Below are 16042 nucleotides of genomic sequence, written 5' to 3'. Positions count from 1 at the left end.
TCGTTTTTCGTGATCATGCCAGCCACCTCGTCGAACAAACCTTATCGCGTCGGCCGCTCGAAGACCGGGCTCGGCCTCTTCGCCACCAAGCCGATCAAGAAGGGCACCCGGATCATCCGTTATTACGGACCGATCCTGGACTCCCGGATTCCCGAGCACGACGACATCGAGAACAAATACCTGTTCGAGCTCAACGGCCGCTGGACCATCGACGGCTCGGTGCGCAAGAACCTCGCGCGCTATATCAACCATTCGTGCCGGCCCAACGCCGAATCCGACGTGCGGCCGCGCGAGCGCAAGGTTTTCATCCGCGCCATCAGGAACATCGAGCCGGGCGACGAGATCAATTACGACTACGGCACCGATTATTTCAAAGCCTACCTGAAGCCGATCGGCTGCAAGTGCGAATCTTGCGAGAAGAAGCGCAAGAAGCTGCGCGCCGAGGCGCGGGCCGAACGCGCCAAGGTGAAGGCGCGCGCGGAGCGCAAAGCCGAGAAGGCGAGCGTGAAGTTCGCCAAAAAGAAGAAGCTTAATGGTCATGCCGTCGGCAAGGCGAAGGGCCGCGCGCGGGCCTAGCCTGAGTTCGAGCTTCTGGCATAACTGTCATGCCCCGCGAAAGCGGGGCATTCAGTACGCCGCAGCTCCGTATGCGACGACTACCTCTGGAATACTGGGTCGCCCGGTCAAGCCGGGCAACGACAGCGAGTGATGTGGCCTCAGGCAGCCAGCACACTCCCGCTCCTGCGCAATCCCACATATTGCAGTTCGGCAAACACGCCGGTCGCGATCGCCTGCGCCACGACCATGAGCTCGCCGGCAAGGTTCGGCGACACCGCGCCCGAGAGCAGCAGCGCAATGCTGCCGACGGTCCAGGCCGCGTTGCCGACCACGACCAGCAGCACGAGCGGCTTTGCCACGGAGGCGCGTGAGGCGAGCCAGCCGACCAGCGCCGTGTAGGCGATCAGGAACAGGCCGGTCTCGCGCAGCAGCGCTTCGGGTAGGTTGAACAGCGAGGCGAACGCGCTGGCGCCGAACGTGAAACCGAGAGCGGCCACGCCGCTGAAGATCGCGTCGGCAAGAAGCGCGCGGCGAAGGAAGGTGGATGCGTCGATCATCGTGGGTCTCCATGGTTGGGGTGGGCTCGAGGTGAAACTCAGTGCAATCCACGCCACCAGGCGCGGAGCAGGCGGGCGAGGCGGAACGGGCAGAGGCTCCTGCCGACGCTGTGCTCGAAGGCCGTGACCTGCGCGACGACGTAGTCGCCGGTCGAATGCACCAGCGGCTCCGGCATGTTGAGGCTGCGCGCCAGCATCCGGGTTGCGAGCGCCATGGCCCAGGGAACTAGCTGGTCTGTGACGGTCCGGTAGAGCAGCAATGCGATCATGGTCGTCTCCTGTTGCGACCCAAGATGCGCCGGCCCGAGCCCCAATTCGATTACCTCCGACGTAATGGAAGGGCCGAAATCTGCGTGCTAGGTTTTCGACCATGAACGCACATGCATCCACCGCACAGGCCGAACGCAGCCAGCCGGTCCATATCGGCGACCATTTGCGCGAATGGCGGCAGCGCCGCCGCATGAGCCAGCTCGATCTCGCCGGTGAGGCCGAAATCTCGGCGCGGCATTTGAGCTTCGTCGAGACCGGCCGCGCCGCGCCCTCGCGCGACATGGTGCTCAGACTCGCCGAGCGTCTCGACGTGCCACTGCGCGAACGCAACGTGCTGCTGGTCGCCGCCGGCTATGCCCCGGCCTTTCCGCAACGCACGCTGGAGGATCCCGCCTTGAAATCAGCCCGCCAGGCGATCGACCTCGTCCTCAGGGCGCATGAGCCGAATCCGGCGCTGGCCTATGACCGGCACTGGAATCTGGTCTCCGCCAACCGCATGCTGGCGCCGCTGCTCGCCGGCATCCCGCAGCGGCTGCTCGGTCAGCCCTTCAACGTGCTGAGGCTTGCCTTCCATCCCGAGGCGCTGGCGCCGCGCACGGTCAATCTCGCGGAATGGTGCGGACATCTCCTGGAGCGGCTGCACCGGCAATGCGAGGCCACGGCCGATCCCGAGCTGATCAAGCTGTATAACGACTTGAAGAGTTATCCGATCCCGGCGCGCGCGGCGCCGCTGTCGAGCGACAATGTCGCGATCCCCTTCAAGCTGCGCCACGAGGGGGAGATACTAAGTTTCTTCTCCACCACCATGGTATTCGGTACGCCCGTCGACATCACGCTGTCGGAGCTGGCTCTGGAAACCTTCTTCCCGGCCGACGAGCGCACTGCCGAGCGGCTGAAGCAGATGGCGGCTGGCTTGCAGTAGTGCCGTTTACAGGAGGCGGTGGCGCTCGCATAATCCCCGGATGGACACACGCTCGTCCCGGCCATTACGGTCGGCCAATCCGGTCGGCGACCTTTTGCGCGGCTGGCGCATGCGGCGTGCATTGAGCCAGGCGGAGCTGGCGTTCGAGGCCGGCATTTCGATCAAGCATCTGAGCTATGTCGAGACCGGCAAGGCGGCGGCAAGCCGGGAGATCCTCCTGCAGCTCGCGACCGCCCTCGGTTTGTCGCTGCGTGATCGCAATGCGCTGCTGGAGGCCGGGGGTTTCGCGCGACTATACGGCGAGCGCGATCTTTCAGCGCCGGAGCTTGCCGACGCGCGGCGCGCGATCGATCTTCTGCTCCGGCGGCACGAACCGTTTCCCGCGATCGTGACCGATCGGCGCTGGAACGTGATGGAGGCCAACTGCGCCGCGTCGCGGCTGATGACGATGCTGCTTGGGCAAGAACGCATGCAGCGGCCGCTCAATCACATGCGCATGTTCCTCGCGCCGAACGAGCTCACGCCGTTCGTCGAGAATTGGCCCATCGTCGCGACCGCGTTGTTGTCGCGTGCGCGGCAGCTGACGCTCGGGACCCCGCAAGACGTGACGCTTCAGGAGCTTCGCGTTGAAATGTTCATGCCGGCGGATGCCGTGTCCGAGGCCACTCTGATCGCGCTTGCGGCTCAGGAGGCCTGAGCTCGCTCGGCGTCGCGGCGCTCAAAGCTCATGGCTTGCATCACCTCCGCAAACGGACCTTTGAGATCGTTCAGTGTCGCCATGGTCAGGCCCGCGCCGTTGGTGCCGACGCGCGTGGCGGCGCGGATCAGGATCCATTCGCTCTCCGGCGGTCGGAAGAAGTAGAGGCTGATCTCGGGATTGATAAAGGTCCAGTTGCGCATGTCGACGATCTGCGCAACGCCGCTCGAAAAGTCCGCGGCCTGCACCGCTTGGAGCAGTGGTGTGTTCGGTTCGCCCTCGACCAGGGGTGCATCAAGTCGCATCCAGGCGGCGGCCGGGCCGGGCTTCTCCAGCGCGCCCTCGATCAGCCGCACCGACACGTTCTGGAAATACCGGCTCCATTTCTGCGCGAAGGCCGGCGGTGCTGCGCCTGTCTCAGGCGTCTTGTCGATAGTCGCGGGCCTGGCGAAGGGATCGACGGGCGATTCTCCGCTCGGCGCCGTCAAGAGCGCCGTGCAACGGCCGATCTCGGTCTCTCCGTCCATCAGCCGCACCTGGGCGGTCTTGGCCTTGCGGCCGTCGCGCAACAATTCGGTGGTGGTCTGGAAGACGCGCAGGCCCGCCGGTCGCCACAGGTCGAAGGTCAGGCGCCGCACCGCAAAGCCGGATTCGGTGGCGAGACGGTCGATGTCGCGGGTCATCAGGGCGGTGGTGGCGCTTCCCTGCAACATGTCAGGCGACCACGGGCCGCCGGCATGCTCCATAGCCCGGAACTGCTGGCCTTCCGGCTTGAAAATAGCGGTCATCGCGGTTTCCCCTCGTGCTTGATCGTGGCCGCGAGTATCGGGTCGGGTGAGGCCTGTCACAATAACCGCAGAGGTGAAGTCGTGAGTCATGCAGGACCGGTGCCTTGCGCCGCCTCCGGTTCGGTTTATCTTCCGACGAACCCGTACCGTCCGAAGGAGACGTCCGACATGAGCACGTTGAAACCGCTTCAGATCGACGTCGTTTCCGACGTGGTATGCCCCTGGTGCTATATCGGCAAGCACCGGATCGAGAGTGCGCTGGCGCTGGTGCCCGATGTTCCGGTCAAGCTCAATTTCCGTCCCTTCTTCCTCAATCCCTGGGTGCCGTCCGAGGGCATCAGCCGGGAGGAGTATCTCACCAAGAAGTTCGGCTCGGTCGAGGCCTACAAGGGCATTGCGGGACGCGTCGTTGCGGCCGCGGGCGAAGAGGGGCTCGTCTATCGGCCCGAGCTTGTCGCGCGTCAGCCCAACACCACCGACTGCCACCGCCTGATCCTCTGGGCCGAGGCGATCGGCAAGGCGCCCGAGATGAAGCAGCGCCTGATGGAGCTCTACTTCCGCGACGGCGGCGACCTCACCGATTTGAACGTGCTTGTGCAGGCGGCTGCCGATGTCGGCCTCGATGCCGACGACGTGCGCCGGCGCCTCGCCACCGACGAGGACGTCGCGCGCGTATCGGCGGACGCGCAGGAAGCCGCCGAGAAAGGCATCTCCGGCGTGCCGACCTACGTGTTCGCGCAAAAATACGCCGTCTCCGGCGCGCAGGATCCCAACATGCTCGCGCGCGCCATCCGCGAGGTCTCGGCGGAGATCAACGCCCAGGCGGCGGAGTAGGAGCTATCCTATTTACGAAGCAGGCGGACTGCGCGACGCGCCGCCGCGTAGGCGATGCCGTACGCCGCGAGCGCTCCGTGAACCAGCGCCACGATGGGGTCGTTCCGCCGCAACGGTATCAACACGTCGCCGACGGCGAAGCGCCCGCGCCAGATCGGATTGATCATGGGGTGATCGGCGCTCGCCGTGGAATCCGCGCTGGCGATGGCTGGATCGGCGCAGAGGCGGCGGGTGAGCTCGAGCGTGAGCTGCACGCCCGGCGAATATCTTGCAAAGCGCTCGTCGATGCCGAGCTTGAAGAAGAAAGCGCGATCCTGATGTCGCAGCACGATGCCCGCGGCCACCGGCGTCGCGCCGGCGCGAAGGGTGACGATCTCGCATTGCGCGGTTTCCGCCAGCGCGGAAACGGCGCGGCGGATGAAGGTTGCATCGCCCGCGTGCTGGACCAGCGCGGTTCCGCGCTTCCCCTTCCAGCCGCTGGCTTCGAGCTGCAAAAATGTCTCGAGCGCCGGCCCGATCTCGTCGGGGCTGCGCGCGACGTCGAACACGATTGCGCCATGTTCTTCGAGGCGATGCCGTTGGCGGCGTAGCTCCTTGAGCTTTTTGGTGCCGAGCGCGTCGCGCAGCAGCGTCTCACCGTCCTGGGTCGCGTCGAGGCTGGCGCGGATGTAGGAGTTGAGGAGGCGCGGCTTCAGGCCGTCGCGATTCAGAACTTGGCTGAGGGCGGTCATTGCCGTCCCATCGAGCGCGACATCGTTCAGCACGAGCGCATGCGCCCCGGTTGCGCGGGCCTGCTGCAACAGGCGCGCCGCTGCCTCGATCGGGGCATGGCGGTCGATCAGCGGGCTGCACAGCGTACCATAGGGATGCGCGCTCACCAGCGCGGGCAGGGGGATCTTCCATGCCCGCCAGAGCGAGATCACCGGCATCAGCCCGATCAGCCGCGATCCATCGTATGCGGAAAGCGCCGAGGCATCGGTGCGGCCGCGCGCGGTTGCACTGACAGCGAGCTCCCAGCCCGGCAGGTAATATCCGTTCGGCTCGATCGCGCGCTGCGCGAGTGCGCGCCACTGGCCGGGTTCGATCGCGGTGAGCGGGACGCGCGCGCGCGCCGTCGCGGCATGCTTTGCCGATGCCGGATTGATCGCAGCCTGGTGCGCGATATCGACCACGTCCCGTCGTCCCCGTTCAGGAGGCCATGCTTAGCGCAAAGATTGGAAAATACAGTTGGGACACCGCTTCAATTCGAGTGGTAATATTAACGTCTCGTTGAGCATCCGGCCGCGAGCCGGCCGAATGCGCCGACGGACGCCAGAATTGCTCTCGAGCCGGAGGATCATCATGGTCGCCACACCTTTTACGCCGATTGAGTCGCTCCTTGGCGGCGCGTTGATCGGCCTGTCCGCCGTGCTGCTGATGTGGACGACGGGACGGATCGCCGGGGTCAGCGGTATCGCGGCGCGGCTGTTTCCGCCTTACCAGGATCGGCAATTCGCCGGCCGGCTCGCCTTCGTCGCGGGCCTTATCGTCGCGCCCGTTCTGGTGCGCCTTGTCACGGGAGGCCTGCCGGCGCAAACGATCGGCGCCGGAACGCCGCTTCTGATCGTCGCGGGATTGCTCACCGGCTTCGGCGCGGTGTGGGGCAGCGGCTGCACCTCTGGCCACGGCGTCTGTGGCTTGTCGCGGTTGTCGGTGCGATCGCTAGTCGCGACCATGACGTTCATGGCGGCGGGCATGGCGACCGTCTTCGTGATGCGGCACTGGAGCTGACCGCGATGACGATCCTCATTCAGTTCGCGATCGGTGTGGTCTTTGGCCTTGGTCTCATCGTCTCAGGCATGTCGAACCCGGCAAAGGTCCTGAATTTCCTGGACATTGGCGGCATCCCGGCAGGAACGTGGGACGCGAGCCTGGCCTTGGTGATGGCTGGCGCGGTCGCGGTGACCTTCATTGGCTTCAGCCGCGTCTTGAAACTCGCAAGGCCTGTCTTCGCCGACCGCTTCTATGTCCCAACGCGAAACGATATCGATCCGAGAATTATCGCCGGTCCCGCCATCTTCGGTATCGGCTGGGGCCTCGTAGGCTTTTGTCCAGGCCCGGCATTGACCGCGCTCGGATTTGGCTCGGCCTCCGCCTTCATCTTCGTCGTCGCGATGTGTGCCGGCATGGTGCTCGCCCGCTTCATCGCGCAGCTCCCGTCGGCAACGCGTATTGTCACGCCGGGAAAACCGCTCGAGATCTGACATGGACAGGACCGGGCGAGTTATCTCGTCCGGTCCTGCATTTCATGGCTTCATCGACTACCAGCGATCGCCGACACCAACGCCAACACTGACGCCGGGTGCGCGGATGCCGACGCCGCCGCGCGGACCATCGTCCCAGTCGCGATAGGTGCGGCGCTCATAGTAGCGGTCACGCGGCATCGTCGCGTAGGAGTCGCGCACGATCACACGCGAGCCGCCGCGGGTGCGATAGCAATTGCCGGAATCGTCGCAGACCAGCCGCACTTGCTGGACGAGATCGGGGCTGGTGTATTCGCTGGTCGTATAGACGTCGGCGGCCTTCGCGCCGCTCACCGCTGCCAAGGCTCCGACGCCAGCCAGCAACGCAATCGTGAATGTCCTCATCATGTCCTCCTCGAAACTGCCCTCGGCGGTAACAAGAAGGGGAGGCCATGATCGTTCCGGCAAAATTACAGGTTTTTCCCGGAACCGGATCGGACGTCGGCTTGATCCGTTTCCTAGATCGGCTCGTAGCTTTCCGATCCGCAGATATCGTCCGCTTCGGCGCGGCGGCGATCGACCACTTTTCCGCCTGATATGGTCACGATGTAGGTCTGTGGCCCGAGCGGCGATCCGGTCGCCGAGGTGAGCTGGGCGCGGACGCAAGCTGTCCAGCCCGGTCCTCGTACCTCACGATGGGGTGTGGCGACATGCACCTCACGCGGATAGGACGTGCTGAGGAAGACGACTTCGATCTGCTCGCGCACGACGCGTTTGACGTCGGGGGGCGATTCGGGCGGCGGCTGCTCGGCCTCCTTCATGCGCATGAACTCGGGCACCGGTGCGCGGCTGTCGGCAAACCCGCAGGCCCCGAGCGCGAGCGCGCTGGCCAGCAGCGCGGCATGAGCAATAATCCGTAACATCCGTGAAGGTCCCCTGCGGGCCAAAACATAGGCACGAATGCGATCCGACGAAGACCCGGCCGATCAAAATTTGCTGAAGCCAGAATTCCTTGGAGCCAGGATTCTTGGAGCCAAGATTTCCTGAAGCCAAGATTTCCTGAAGCCAAGATTTTCTGAAGCCCTGGAGCCCGCGGCATTGGCTATTCCATAATTGCCGGCTAGTTTGTACCCCAGACGAGGGGGATTGCGCCCATGAGGATTTTGGTCATAGCGGCCGCCGTGCTTGCGCTGGCGGTTGCCTCCGCGCAGGCGCAGATGGGCGGTGGCAGGCGTCAGCCTAACGAGGGCGGCCAGAAGGCGGACAACAAGCCCAAGGTCGACGAGAAGGCCTACAAGGCCGCACTCGAGCGCATTCCCGAGTCCAAGGAGAAGTACGATCCGTGGAGCGGGGCGCGTCCGCCTGAACCTGGCAAGAAGCCGAAATAGGTGAGGCGGGCCTTGGCGACCCGCTCCTGCTATTTGGCCGCTCTCATCACGCTCCTCTTGTTTTCGTCGCGGCCAGGCATCGCCTGGGAGAGCTGGGGTGGCGATCCCGGTGGCTCGCGCTTCTCGCCATTGCGAGAGATCACGCCCGACAATGTCGGCAACCTGGTTCGGGCCTTCGAATTCCACACGGGCGATCTCGCGGCGCGGCCGCCCGGGGTGATGCGGCGAACCAAATTCCAGGCGACGCCGCTGTTCGTCGAGGACAGCCTGGTCTTCTGCTCGCCTTTCAACGAGGTGATCGCGCTCGATCCCGGTACGGGCGCGCAGAAATGGCGCTACGATCCCAGGATCGCGATGAACCAGCGTCCCGCCAACCGCTACGTCTGCCGCGGCGTCACTTACTGGATCGACGATGAGGCGCCTGTAGATGCCGCATGTCGATCGCGTATCTTCATGGGCACCAACGATGTTCGCCTGATCGCGCTCGATGCGAAGACAGGAATCCCCTGTGCCGGCTTCGGCGAGGGCGGTGAGGTCAGGCCCGACATTGGCATGAAGCTGGAGTGGCCCGGCGAATTCCAGATCACCTCGCCGCCGGCGGTCGGCCGCGGGGTCGTCGTGGTCGGCTCCGCGATTGGCGACAACCGCCGCGTCGACGCGCCGAGCGGTGTGGTGCGTGCGTTCGATGCGCGTAGCGGTCAGCCGCGCTGGACGTTCGAGCCGCTCAAGCGCGACGGCATCGAAGCCGGTCACGCCAATGTCTGGGCGCCGATGTCGGTCGACGCGGCGCGCGGACTGGTATTCCTGCCGACGTCCTCGCCGTCGCCGGATTTCTGGGGCGGCAAGCGGCCGGGCAACAACGAGCATGCCAATTCGGTGGTCGCGCTGCGCATCGAGACGGGCGAGCTCGTATGGGCATTCCAAACCGTGCATCACGACGTCTGGGATTACGATCTGCCGGCGCAACCGACGCTCACGCGCATCGACATCGGCGAAGGTCAGCGCGATGTCGTGATCCAGCCGACCAAGCAAGGCTTTGTCTTCGTGCTCGATCGCGACACCGGCAAGCCGGTGTGGGCGGTCGAGGAGCGCAGCGTCCCGCAGGGGGCCGCGGAAGGCGAACGGCTGTCGCCCACGCAGCCATTCCCGACGCATGTGCCGCCTCTGATGTCACAAAAAATCTCGACTGAGGATGCGCTCTCGCTCGTTCCTAGCCTGCGTCGCTCAGCTTGCGAGAAGCAGTTTGCGGAGGCACGCAACGAGGGCCTGTACACGCCACCCTCAACGCAAGGCACGCTGGAGTTTCCCTTCACCGGCGGCGGAGTGAACTGGGGCAGTGCGGCCTTCGATCCCGTCAACCAGGTCCTCTATGCCAACACCAGCCGGGCTGTTCATCTCATCAAGCTGATTCCGCGGGCGGAGGCGGCCGGATTCGATCCTCCGCCCGGTCATGATTTCGGCCAGCAGACGGGTGCGCCGTTTGCGATGTCGCGTGCGGTGGCAATGTCGCCGCTCGGGCTTCTTTGCAACAAGCCGCCCTGGGGCGAGATGGTCGCGGTCGATCTGAAGGCCGGCAAGATCCTCTGGCGTTCGACGGTCGGCACCACCGAGGATCTCGCCCCGCTCGGCGTGCCGCTGCCGTGGGGTGCGCCGCTCGTCAACGGGCTCGCGGTCACGGCAGGCGGGCTCGTCTTCACCGGAGCGATGGACGCCTATTTGCGCGCCTTCGATGCGCGCAGCGGCAGGGAGCTGTGGCAGGGTCGGCTGCCCGTGCCCGGCGTCGCCAATCCCATGACCTATCTCTGGAAGGGCGAGCAGTATGTCGCGATCGGCGCCGGCGGCCACTCCGAGGCAGGCACCTCGATCGGCGACAGCGTCGTTGCGTTTCGCCTGGCACGGCCGGGCGAGGGGCCGTCGCTGTGGTCGCGTACGATCGATCGCCCCGGTGGACGATTTTTTGCGGCATCATCGGCGATCGCGGTCGCGATCGTCGCGCTCGTGGTTGCAAGCCTGCGCTGGCGTCGCCGACGTCGTGTCGCGCGAACATGACGCAGCATCGCGCGCGCGATGCGAATGATCGTTCACATCGTATGCACTACTGTACGAAAGCGAGGCCGATGCGCCTATCGCTACGCCAGACAGGGCGGCATTTGCGCACGAAATTGTCGCGCGCGATTGCGAGCGTGAACGATTGCGGCAATGTGACGAGGGCATCGAGGTCGATTGCGGCGCCGTCCGCCGACATGTTTCGCACCGTGCACGTGATTCCGCTGTTTTCAAAGGTGATCTTTCCACCCTTGAAAACACGGTAACGCTGCGCTGCACGCTTCTCGATCATCCGCGTCAATCCATAATGATCTTTGTGAAGTAGTGCATAGAAATTACGTTGAACTAAACTCAATACTGGCGCTACTTGCACAGCGCTTCAGATTTCGTTTACGACGTCGAAGCGGAAGTCACTCCGCGGATTTTTCCCCAAGCCGTTCCTTTGTGGCGCTACGCGCCGATGGAGATATTGATGAAGACCACGTTTTCGCTTCTGTTCGCCGCAGCGCTCTCGCTCTCGTCCATGCCCGCCCACGCCGCCAAGCTCGATCTCGCGACCATGAGCTGCAAGCAGTTCCTGGAGAGCGGCGACGACACCATCAAGATGGTGCTGACCTGGATGGACGGCTGGTACAAGGGCGACGAAGAGAACGCGATCATCGACACCGACGTATTCGTCGAGAACGCCAAGCAGTTCGGCAGCTATTGCGGAAAAAATCCCAACGTCAGCATTGTCACCGCGGCTGACGAAGTGCTCGGCAAGTAATTTCTGCCGCGTGTCGGCACGACGCGCGATCACAACCGCGCTACCCGTCTCGACATGACGCCATTGAGAGCCGCGGTGCGCTTTGCGCTCACGCGGCTTTCTTCTTTCGGATGATGCTCACCCCGGCAGCATCGCGAACGCACTCGACACCATTGCCACCGGCTTGTTGTCGGTGGCCGAGAGCAGCATGACCCGGCCAAAGCTCATGGTGCGTCCGAGTCGCACCACGCGGGCGTCGGCCAGCACGTCCGACGAGGAGACGGAGCGCATGAAATGCGTGGTCTGGTCGACCGTCGTCATCGGACGATAGCCGCGGTTGGCGGCGAGGTTCGCGATCACCATCGCGGTGTCGGCGAGCGCCATCAGCGCCTGGCCGCAGACCACACCACCGTTGCGGCACAGCCGCTCCGAGAACGGCATGCGCAGGAGCGCTGCCGGCTGCCAGTCCGGCACGTCCGGCGGCGGCAGGTGATCGATGCGCTCGACCGACAGGTTGAGATCCTGGACCCAGGGCGCAAAGACTTCGCCGAGGATGCGTCGGGCCTCACTGATGCCGAACTCGGCTTCTGGCTGCGATGGCATTGCTGTCGTTCCCTCCTGTATTGCCGGATGTTCGGCATTTCGAGCGGACCGGCGCGGCAAAGTCGCCGGTCTGCCGCGGGTCCCGTCGGCTTGAAAATGCCTGACTTCGCCCGGTATGATGCCATGGAGTGGGTATGGGTGGGTGATGTTGCGTAGGTATGTCCTCGTGTTTTGTCTGGCCGGGCTCGGCCTGTTGCTGAACGGGTGCACCAAGTGCGGCCCGATCTGGGACGACTGGCTCCACGCGCCGAAATCGTGCAGATCGGACCGGCTCTAGCGGGCCGAGCGGCCCCTGCGGTTGTGGCAGGGGTGACAAGGCGCGGGCGACCCGCGCCGCCATGGATGATCAAGGAGTCAATGATGAAGCTTTTCCGTATGGCCGCGGTGCTGGCTGTTCTGGCGGGACCGACCGTGCTGGCGGGACCGGCTTATGCGCAAATGCCCAATCTCAATTTGCTGCAGGAGGGGCCTGGCAAGACCCCCGAGGAGAAGGCCGCTGAGGCCGAGCGTGACAGGGCTTACAAGGAAACGCTGAAGAAGATTCCAGACTCCAAGGCGTCCAACGATCCCTGGGGTGGCATGCGCTCCGACCCGCCGAAGCCGTCGGCGGCGCCAAAGGCGTCGGCCGCAACCGGTGCGCCGAAGAAGAAGTCCGGCACGACTGCCAATTGACCTTCCGCCCGAGCGGCGGCGGTTGAATGCCTCCGGCCGGGACTCCTCTTTGATCGGCCTGCTTCCTACATTGCGCGGGAGTGTATCGCGTCGAGGAGAGCAGAACATGGCCGATCGTCCGCGGGATCTCGCCGAGCGGATGGCGCGCCGGCGAAAAATGGGCGGCAAGCCCGGCCCGACGGCCGGCGACGGCTATCTGCGCGAGACCTTCACGCTGCCGCGCGCGGCGGCACGGGAGAGGGCGCAGGCTTTCTTCGCCCGCTACCCCAAGGCCGGCTATATGAGCGCGGTCGAGACCTGGCGCGAGCTGCCCGGCGGCGACATCGAATTCACGATGCGGCGGCTGCCCAGCGCGGATTAGGGCCGGCCCCTATTCGAAGGTTTCGGATGTGATGCGGATCCGGAATACGGGCTCCTTGGCCTCGTCCAGCAGCTCCATATTCCATTCGGAATTTTCCTGGAGCTTGCGGGCGATGCCGGCGGCCATGTCGGCGCAGACGCTTGTCATCTCCTTCCAGGCCAAATCGCGATCGGCAAATTCCGACGCCTGGTCGGCACAGCCGGAATAGCGGCCGTTCCGGATTCGAAAGAAGTAGAGCGGCATGGTTCGCACCGATCGCGCCTGATGGCTCCGTCCCCTCGGCCATAATCGCGGGCAGTCCAATCCCAAACCAGCGGCAGATCAATTCCGGGCGGCTACGGAATAGCCCCATGGACGCGGCTTGCGCCCTGCAAGCCATGCTGCGCTCAAGTCATGGCGGCTGCGGCGCGCAGAGGCGCCATGCCGCCGACGATCTCGGTCCGGCCGTTCAGGCGGTTTTGCGCCCGATCGCCTTCAGCTCCCGATCGATGCGCAGCTGCACCCGTCGGATCGCCAACAGATCGATCTTGGTCTCGGTCCTGCCGGTCTTGATCTGCTCGCCGATCCGGAACTGCCACTGCCAGATGCCGGGAATTGCCGTCTTGGCGACGGTGAACTCGATGCCCCTGTGATTCATGGCCATCTCCCACGATTCACTTCCATCACTGAGAACATGCTGGGCGGCATAATATTCCAAGGGAAAGCCAAATCTGTCGGTAAGCCCCGGATAGCTCACGGCTATCGCGCAAACGCACGCGCTCCGGAACATACCGAAATCGAAATTCGAAAGACGCCGGCCGCCCAGCGTCGGCGCGAGACCTCATGCCCGTGGTTCTCCGGCCAAGAACAGAGTTCCTGGGATGGGTAAGGGCGCCTTCCGGAACGCGGCGGCATGTGCCTTGCTTGGCCGATGCGGTCAAGCAACATGGACGCGTCATGCCGGGCATTCCCCGCCGCTATTCTCATTTCGTGTTCGGAATCATCCAGTCCGGACTGACCTCGCTGATCGCCGCGGGCATCGCCAGCTTTCCCGCAGGGAACGCGCTGGACTTCCTGGCGCACTGGATGGTGTCGTGGCTGATCGCATGGGCGGCGATGCTGCCGATCGTGCTGCTCGCGGCGCCGGCGATCCGCGCCTTCTCGCTGCGGCTGACGCGGGAGGAGGACGGTTCGCAAACCGGCCGGCCGGCAAGAAAATCAGCATGAAAATCGGATGAAAATCGGAATGAAAAAAACCCCGCTTGGGAGAACCAAGCGGGGAGAAGGTTATTGGAGGCTGAGGTGCTGGGCTGCAACACCATAGCCGGATGACCCTAGCCGGCTCAGCTTACGACAGCCTGACAAGGCTCGACGGTGGCAGCAAAAGCCGGAGCGCGGGGGCCGCAGACTGGCCCCGCACCGGTCCCAATTTCGACATCCGTTCGCACAACTCAGGACACAACCGCAGGCGAGATTTCGCGGCGACGGTGCTGCCATGGGGGAAACGTGGCGTGCCGGCAACGGGGTGGCATCATGGACAACGTAGAGCGGTCATTCGCCGCCGCGACGGCGGCTGGCTTCGTCGTGCTGGTGATCGGCATCGGGTTGCTGGTTCTGCTGTAGGCGCTGTTGGAGCGGGAGATGGCTCCGAGGGTGGAAAGGCCCGTGCGCGCCTTTCAAAAACGCGAAAACAACCCCATGCACAGTAGCGTGCCTACAAATTTCCCCGCTCAATCAATGGCTTATTGGTAGTATTTAGATACCACATTTCCTCGGACTCGCCTTCCACGGCCATCCGAATCCCGATTCGCGTGCCGAGTCCCTGAGATCAACGGGCGGCCGCTCCGGCAGCGTCTCCAGCGCGGTCCCAGCGGCCTAATGAACCTTGACCGCGCCCAGCGGCAAACGGAGTTCGGCGGCACGCTCTTCGCGGTCTTTCTTGCGGAACTCGTTTTCCTTGCGCTCGAACTTGCTCAGCTCCTCCCGCGCCGCCTCCAGCAGCGGAGTGCGCCGGGTCGTATCGTGATGCGTGTTGTCCGTCATGACTGAAGTCCCCTCAGTTGAGGTCCCATCCAAGAGTCCATCCAGGAGAAGGCCGCAGACCGCGAAAGGTTCGGTGCCGCAGGATTGCGGAATCCTGACGGCGCACAGCGCATCCGTCTTTGATGCGCTTCAGGCAGCCAAATTCCCAAAAGAACATATTGCGAACCTAGAACAAATAGGGTACATTGTTTTTATCGCCGCGCCGCCTCGCCAATCGTTTGTCCCTCACGCGAATCCTCGTCATAAGGAGCACGACCCGATGTCCACCACTGCCCTGCGTATCGTCGAAGGATCCTCCATGGACAAGAGTAAAGCTCTCGCCGCCGCGCTCTCCCAGATCGAGCGTCAGTTCGGCAAGGGCTCGGTGATGAAGCTCGGCAAGAACGACCGTTCGATGGATGTCGAGGCGGTCTCTTCGGGCTCGTTGGGGCTCGATATCGCGCTCGGGATCGGCGGCCTGCCGAAGGGGCGCGTCGTGGAGATCTACGGGCCGGAATCCTCGGGCAAGACCACGCTGGCGCTGCACACGGTGGCGGAAGGGCAGAAGAAGGGCGGCATCTGCGCCTTCATCGACGCCGAGCACGCGCTCGACCCGGTCTATGCGCGCAAGCTGGGCGTCAATATCGACGAGCTCCTGATCTCCCAGCCGGACACCGGCGAGCAGGCGCTGGAAATCTGCGACACGCTGGTGCGCTCCGGCGCGGTCGACGTGCTGGTGATTGATTCGGTCGCGGCGCTGGTGCCGAAGGCCGAGCTCGAGGGCGAGATGGGCGATGCGCTGCCGGGTCTGCAGGCGCGTCTGATGAGCCAGGCGCTGCGCAAGCTGACGGCGTCCATCAACAAGTCCAATACCATGGTGATCTTCATCAACCAGATCCGCATGAAGATCGGCGTGATGTACGGCTCGCCGGAGACCACCACCGGCGGCAACGCGCTGAAATTCTATGCTTCCGTCCGCCTCGACATCCGCCGCATCGGCGCGATCAAGGAGCGTGACGAAGTGGTCGGCAACACCACGCGCGTCAAGGTCGTCAAGAACAAGCTGGCGCCGCCGTTCAAGCAGGTCGAGTTCGACATCATGTACGGCGAGGGCGTCTCCAAGATGGGCGAGATCCTCGATCTCGGCGTCAAGGCCGGCATCGTCGAAAAATCCGGCGCATGGTTCTCCTACGACAGCCAGCGTCTTGGCCAGGGCCGCGAGAATTCGAAAGCGTTCCTGAAGGCCAACCCCGACATCACCGCCAAGATCGAGACCTCGATCCGCCAGAACTCCGGCCTGATCGCCGAGCAGATTCTCGCCGGCAGCCCCGAGCGTGACGCCGACGGCGAGGAGCCGGCGGACGAGTAAGCTTCAGCA

Annotated in this window: 24 protein-coding genes; 13 read left to right on the top strand and 11 right to left on the bottom strand. The window is 64.3% G+C overall.

All coding sequences use genetic code 11. From position 1 onward, the window contains the following. Positions 1 to 15: 15 nt before the first annotated feature. The gene (locus tag ACFQX9_RS15930) at positions 16 to 576 is read left to right on the top strand and encodes an SET domain-containing protein (RefSeq protein ID WP_377789361.1); all 561 of its coding nucleotides are present in this window, start codon (positions 16 to 18) and stop codon (positions 574 to 576) included. Between the two features lie 140 nt (positions 577 to 716). Here ACFQX9_RS15930 and ACFQX9_RS15925 read toward each other — a convergent pair whose 3' ends face one another. Then, positions 717 to 1115, bottom strand: a complete 399-nt coding sequence (locus tag ACFQX9_RS15925) for a hypothetical protein (RefSeq protein ID WP_018456396.1) — start codon at positions 1113 to 1115, stop codon at positions 717 to 719. 38 nt (positions 1116 to 1153) lie between these two features. Further along, entirely contained in the window at positions 1154 to 1384 is a 231-nt protein-coding gene (locus tag ACFQX9_RS15920; RefSeq protein ID WP_026233166.1) for a hypothetical protein, read from the bottom strand. Positions 1385 to 1485: 101 nt separating this feature from the next. On the opposite strand from ACFQX9_RS15920, the gene ACFQX9_RS15915 reads away from it, so the two are divergent. Next, on the top strand, positions 1486 to 2307 hold the full coding sequence (locus tag ACFQX9_RS15915; RefSeq protein ID WP_204511671.1) for a helix-turn-helix domain-containing protein: 822 nt from the start codon (positions 1486 to 1488) through the stop codon (positions 2305 to 2307). Positions 2308 to 2347: 40 nt separating this feature from the next. Further along, on the top strand, positions 2348 to 3004 hold the full coding sequence (locus ACFQX9_RS15910; protein ID WP_377789358.1) for a helix-turn-helix domain-containing protein: 657 nt from the start codon (positions 2348 to 2350) through the stop codon (positions 3002 to 3004). On the opposite strand, the gene ACFQX9_RS15905 is transcribed toward ACFQX9_RS15910, so the two are convergent. Then, entirely contained in the window at positions 2992 to 3792 is an 801-nt protein-coding gene (locus ACFQX9_RS15905) for a thioesterase family protein (protein ID WP_377789356.1), read from the bottom strand. The genes ACFQX9_RS15910 and ACFQX9_RS15905 overlap by 13 nt on opposite strands. A gap of 168 nt (positions 3793 to 3960) precedes the next feature. Between ACFQX9_RS15905 and ACFQX9_RS15900 the strand changes: the two genes are divergently transcribed. After that, entirely contained in the window at positions 3961 to 4626 is a 666-nt protein-coding gene (locus ACFQX9_RS15900; protein ID WP_085349430.1) for a DsbA family oxidoreductase, read from the top strand. A gap of 8 nt (positions 4627 to 4634) precedes the next feature. Here ACFQX9_RS15900 and ACFQX9_RS15895 read toward each other — a convergent pair whose 3' ends face one another. Further along, on the bottom strand, positions 4635 to 5798 hold the full coding sequence (locus ACFQX9_RS15895) for a GNAT family N-acetyltransferase (protein ID WP_377789354.1): 1164 nt from the start codon (positions 5796 to 5798) through the stop codon (positions 4635 to 4637). A 169-nt stretch (positions 5799 to 5967) separates the two neighbouring features. Between ACFQX9_RS15895 and ACFQX9_RS15890 the strand changes: the two genes are divergently transcribed. Together ACFQX9_RS15890 and ACFQX9_RS15885 are read left to right on the top strand one after the other, a co-directional pair. Further along, positions 5968 to 6396, top strand: a complete 429-nt coding sequence (locus tag ACFQX9_RS15890) for a YeeE/YedE family protein (protein ID WP_377789352.1) — start codon at positions 5968 to 5970, stop codon at positions 6394 to 6396. Positions 6397 to 6401: 5 nt separating this feature from the next. Continuing rightward, a complete protein-coding gene (locus ACFQX9_RS15885) occupies positions 6402 to 6869 on the top strand; it encodes a DUF6691 family protein (RefSeq protein WP_377789349.1) in 468 nt (155 codons plus the stop codon). 57 nt (positions 6870 to 6926) lie between these two features. On the opposite strand, the gene ACFQX9_RS15880 is transcribed toward ACFQX9_RS15885, so the two are convergent. Together ACFQX9_RS15880 and ACFQX9_RS15875 are read right to left on the bottom strand one after the other, a co-directional pair. Then, complete coding sequence (locus ACFQX9_RS15880; RefSeq protein WP_018456387.1) at positions 6927 to 7256, bottom strand: hypothetical protein; 330 nt, start codon at positions 7254 to 7256, stop codon at positions 6927 to 6929. 110 nt (positions 7257 to 7366) lie between these two features. Then, on the bottom strand, positions 7367 to 7771 hold the full coding sequence (locus tag ACFQX9_RS15875; RefSeq protein WP_018456386.1) for a hypothetical protein: 405 nt from the start codon (positions 7769 to 7771) through the stop codon (positions 7367 to 7369). 231 nt (positions 7772 to 8002) lie between these two features. On the opposite strand from ACFQX9_RS15875, the gene ACFQX9_RS15870 reads away from it, so the two are divergent. Together ACFQX9_RS15870 and ACFQX9_RS15865 are read left to right on the top strand one after the other, a co-directional pair. After that, positions 8003 to 8236, top strand: a complete 234-nt coding sequence (locus tag ACFQX9_RS15870) for a hypothetical protein (RefSeq protein ID WP_018456385.1) — start codon at positions 8003 to 8005, stop codon at positions 8234 to 8236. 33 nt (positions 8237 to 8269) lie between these two features. Continuing rightward, positions 8270 to 10285, top strand: coding sequence for a pyrroloquinoline quinone-dependent dehydrogenase (locus ACFQX9_RS15865; RefSeq protein WP_377789535.1), 2016 nt, complete (start codon positions 8270 to 8272; stop codon positions 10283 to 10285). 46 nt (positions 10286 to 10331) lie between these two features. Here ACFQX9_RS15865 and ACFQX9_RS15860 read toward each other — a convergent pair whose 3' ends face one another. Next, positions 10332 to 10574, bottom strand: a complete 243-nt coding sequence (locus tag ACFQX9_RS15860) for a PilZ domain-containing protein (protein WP_247297240.1) — start codon at positions 10572 to 10574, stop codon at positions 10332 to 10334. A 180-nt stretch (positions 10575 to 10754) separates the two neighbouring features. On the opposite strand from ACFQX9_RS15860, the gene ACFQX9_RS15855 reads away from it, so the two are divergent. Then, a complete protein-coding gene (locus ACFQX9_RS15855; RefSeq protein ID WP_377789346.1) occupies positions 10755 to 11048 on the top strand; it encodes an HdeA/HdeB family chaperone in 294 nt (97 codons plus the stop codon). Between the two features lie 117 nt (positions 11049 to 11165). On the opposite strand, the gene ACFQX9_RS15850 is transcribed toward ACFQX9_RS15855, so the two are convergent. Beyond that, complete coding sequence (locus tag ACFQX9_RS15850; RefSeq protein ID WP_377789344.1) at positions 11166 to 11630, bottom strand: PaaI family thioesterase; 465 nt, start codon at positions 11628 to 11630, stop codon at positions 11166 to 11168. 360 nt (positions 11631 to 11990) lie between these two features. On the opposite strand from ACFQX9_RS15850, the gene ACFQX9_RS15845 reads away from it, so the two are divergent. Together ACFQX9_RS15845 and ACFQX9_RS15840 are read left to right on the top strand one after the other, a co-directional pair. Then, complete coding sequence (locus tag ACFQX9_RS15845; protein ID WP_026233159.1) at positions 11991 to 12302, top strand: hypothetical protein; 312 nt, start codon at positions 11991 to 11993, stop codon at positions 12300 to 12302. A gap of 106 nt (positions 12303 to 12408) precedes the next feature. Further along, a complete protein-coding gene (locus ACFQX9_RS15840; RefSeq protein WP_007612182.1) occupies positions 12409 to 12663 on the top strand; it encodes a hypothetical protein in 255 nt (84 codons plus the stop codon). A gap of 9 nt (positions 12664 to 12672) precedes the next feature. On the opposite strand, the gene ACFQX9_RS15835 is transcribed toward ACFQX9_RS15840, so the two are convergent. Together ACFQX9_RS15835 and ACFQX9_RS15830 are read right to left on the bottom strand one after the other, a co-directional pair. Next, positions 12673 to 12906: a DUF6894 family protein gene (locus tag ACFQX9_RS15835; protein WP_018456379.1), complete on the bottom strand. Its 234-nt coding sequence runs from the start codon at positions 12904 to 12906 to the stop codon at positions 12673 to 12675. 205 nt (positions 12907 to 13111) lie between these two features. Continuing rightward, positions 13112 to 13300: a hypothetical protein gene (locus ACFQX9_RS15830; protein WP_085349427.1), complete on the bottom strand. Its 189-nt coding sequence runs from the start codon at positions 13298 to 13300 to the stop codon at positions 13112 to 13114. A 299-nt stretch (positions 13301 to 13599) separates the two neighbouring features. Here ACFQX9_RS15830 and ACFQX9_RS15825 point away from each other — a divergent pair, with 299 nt between their 5' ends. After that, positions 13600 to 13869 (top strand): DUF2798 domain-containing protein, encoded by a 270-nt coding sequence (locus tag ACFQX9_RS15825; protein WP_377789341.1) that lies wholly within the window; start codon positions 13600 to 13602, stop codon positions 13867 to 13869. Positions 13870 to 14517: 648 nt separating this feature from the next. Here ACFQX9_RS15825 and ACFQX9_RS15820 read toward each other — a convergent pair. Then, positions 14518 to 14685: a hypothetical protein gene (locus tag ACFQX9_RS15820; RefSeq protein WP_377789339.1), complete on the bottom strand. Its 168-nt coding sequence runs from the start codon at positions 14683 to 14685 to the stop codon at positions 14518 to 14520. A gap of 259 nt (positions 14686 to 14944) precedes the next feature. On the opposite strand from ACFQX9_RS15820, the gene recA reads away from it, so the two are divergent. Beyond that, the gene (recA, locus tag ACFQX9_RS15815; RefSeq protein ID WP_026233157.1) at positions 14945 to 16033 is read left to right on the top strand and encodes a recombinase RecA; all 1089 of its coding nucleotides are present in this window, start codon (positions 14945 to 14947) and stop codon (positions 16031 to 16033) included. The last annotated feature ends 9 nt before the right edge of the window (positions 16034 to 16042 follow it).

It is taken from the genome of Bradyrhizobium sp. GCM10028915, assembly GCF_042666195.1.
GTDB classification, from domain to species: domain Bacteria; phylum Pseudomonadota; class Alphaproteobacteria; order Rhizobiales; family Xanthobacteraceae; genus Bradyrhizobium; species Bradyrhizobium canariense_D.
This window is presented reverse-complemented; position numbering and strand designations above follow the sequence as displayed.

Coding starts and splice junctions, on each gene's coding strand:
- ACFQX9_RS15930 (WP_377789361.1), top strand. CDS start 16: ATGCCAGCCACCTCGTCGAACAAACCTTATCGCGTCGGCCGCTCGAAG.
- ACFQX9_RS15925 (WP_018456396.1), bottom strand. CDS start 1,115: ATGATCGACGCATCCACCTTCCTTCGCCGCGCGCTTCTTGCCGACGCG.
- ACFQX9_RS15920 (WP_026233166.1), bottom strand. CDS start 1,384: ATGATCGCATTGCTGCTCTACCGGACCGTCACAGACCAGCTAGTTCCC.
- ACFQX9_RS15915 (WP_204511671.1), top strand. CDS start 1,486: ATGAACGCACATGCATCCACCGCACAGGCCGAACGCAGCCAGCCGGTC.
- ACFQX9_RS15910 (WP_377789358.1), top strand. CDS start 2,348: ATGGACACACGCTCGTCCCGGCCATTACGGTCGGCCAATCCGGTCGGC.
- ACFQX9_RS15905 (WP_377789356.1), bottom strand. CDS start 3,792: ATGACCGCTATTTTCAAGCCGGAAGGCCAGCAGTTCCGGGCTATGGAG.
- ACFQX9_RS15900 (WP_085349430.1), top strand. CDS start 3,961: ATGAGCACGTTGAAACCGCTTCAGATCGACGTCGTTTCCGACGTGGTA.
- ACFQX9_RS15890 (WP_377789352.1), top strand. CDS start 5,968: ATGGTCGCCACACCTTTTACGCCGATTGAGTCGCTCCTTGGCGGCGCG.
- ACFQX9_RS15885 (WP_377789349.1), top strand. CDS start 6,402: ATGACGATCCTCATTCAGTTCGCGATCGGTGTGGTCTTTGGCCTTGGT.
- ACFQX9_RS15880 (WP_018456387.1), bottom strand. CDS start 7,256: ATGATGAGGACATTCACGATTGCGTTGCTGGCTGGCGTCGGAGCCTTG.
- ACFQX9_RS15875 (WP_018456386.1), bottom strand. CDS start 7,771: ATGTTACGGATTATTGCTCATGCCGCGCTGCTGGCCAGCGCGCTCGCG.
- ACFQX9_RS15870 (WP_018456385.1), top strand. CDS start 8,003: ATGAGGATTTTGGTCATAGCGGCCGCCGTGCTTGCGCTGGCGGTTGCC.
- ACFQX9_RS15860 (WP_247297240.1), bottom strand. CDS start 10,574: ATGATCGAGAAGCGTGCAGCGCAGCGTTACCGTGTTTTCAAGGGTGGA.
- ACFQX9_RS15855 (WP_377789346.1), top strand. CDS start 10,755: ATGAAGACCACGTTTTCGCTTCTGTTCGCCGCAGCGCTCTCGCTCTCG.
- ACFQX9_RS15850 (WP_377789344.1), bottom strand. CDS start 11,630: ATGCCATCGCAGCCAGAAGCCGAGTTCGGCATCAGTGAGGCCCGACGC.
- ACFQX9_RS15845 (WP_026233159.1), top strand. CDS start 11,991: ATGAAGCTTTTCCGTATGGCCGCGGTGCTGGCTGTTCTGGCGGGACCG.
- ACFQX9_RS15840 (WP_007612182.1), top strand. CDS start 12,409: ATGGCCGATCGTCCGCGGGATCTCGCCGAGCGGATGGCGCGCCGGCGA.
- ACFQX9_RS15835 (WP_018456379.1), bottom strand. CDS start 12,906: ATGCCGCTCTACTTCTTTCGAATCCGGAACGGCCGCTATTCCGGCTGT.
- ACFQX9_RS15830 (WP_085349427.1), bottom strand. CDS start 13,300: ATGAATCACAGGGGCATCGAGTTCACCGTCGCCAAGACGGCAATTCCC.
- ACFQX9_RS15825 (WP_377789341.1), top strand. CDS start 13,600: ATGCCGGGCATTCCCCGCCGCTATTCTCATTTCGTGTTCGGAATCATC.
- ACFQX9_RS15820 (WP_377789339.1), bottom strand. CDS start 14,685: ATGACGGACAACACGCATCACGATACGACCCGGCGCACTCCGCTGCTG.
- recA (WP_026233157.1), top strand. CDS start 14,945: ATGTCCACCACTGCCCTGCGTATCGTCGAAGGATCCTCCATGGACAAG.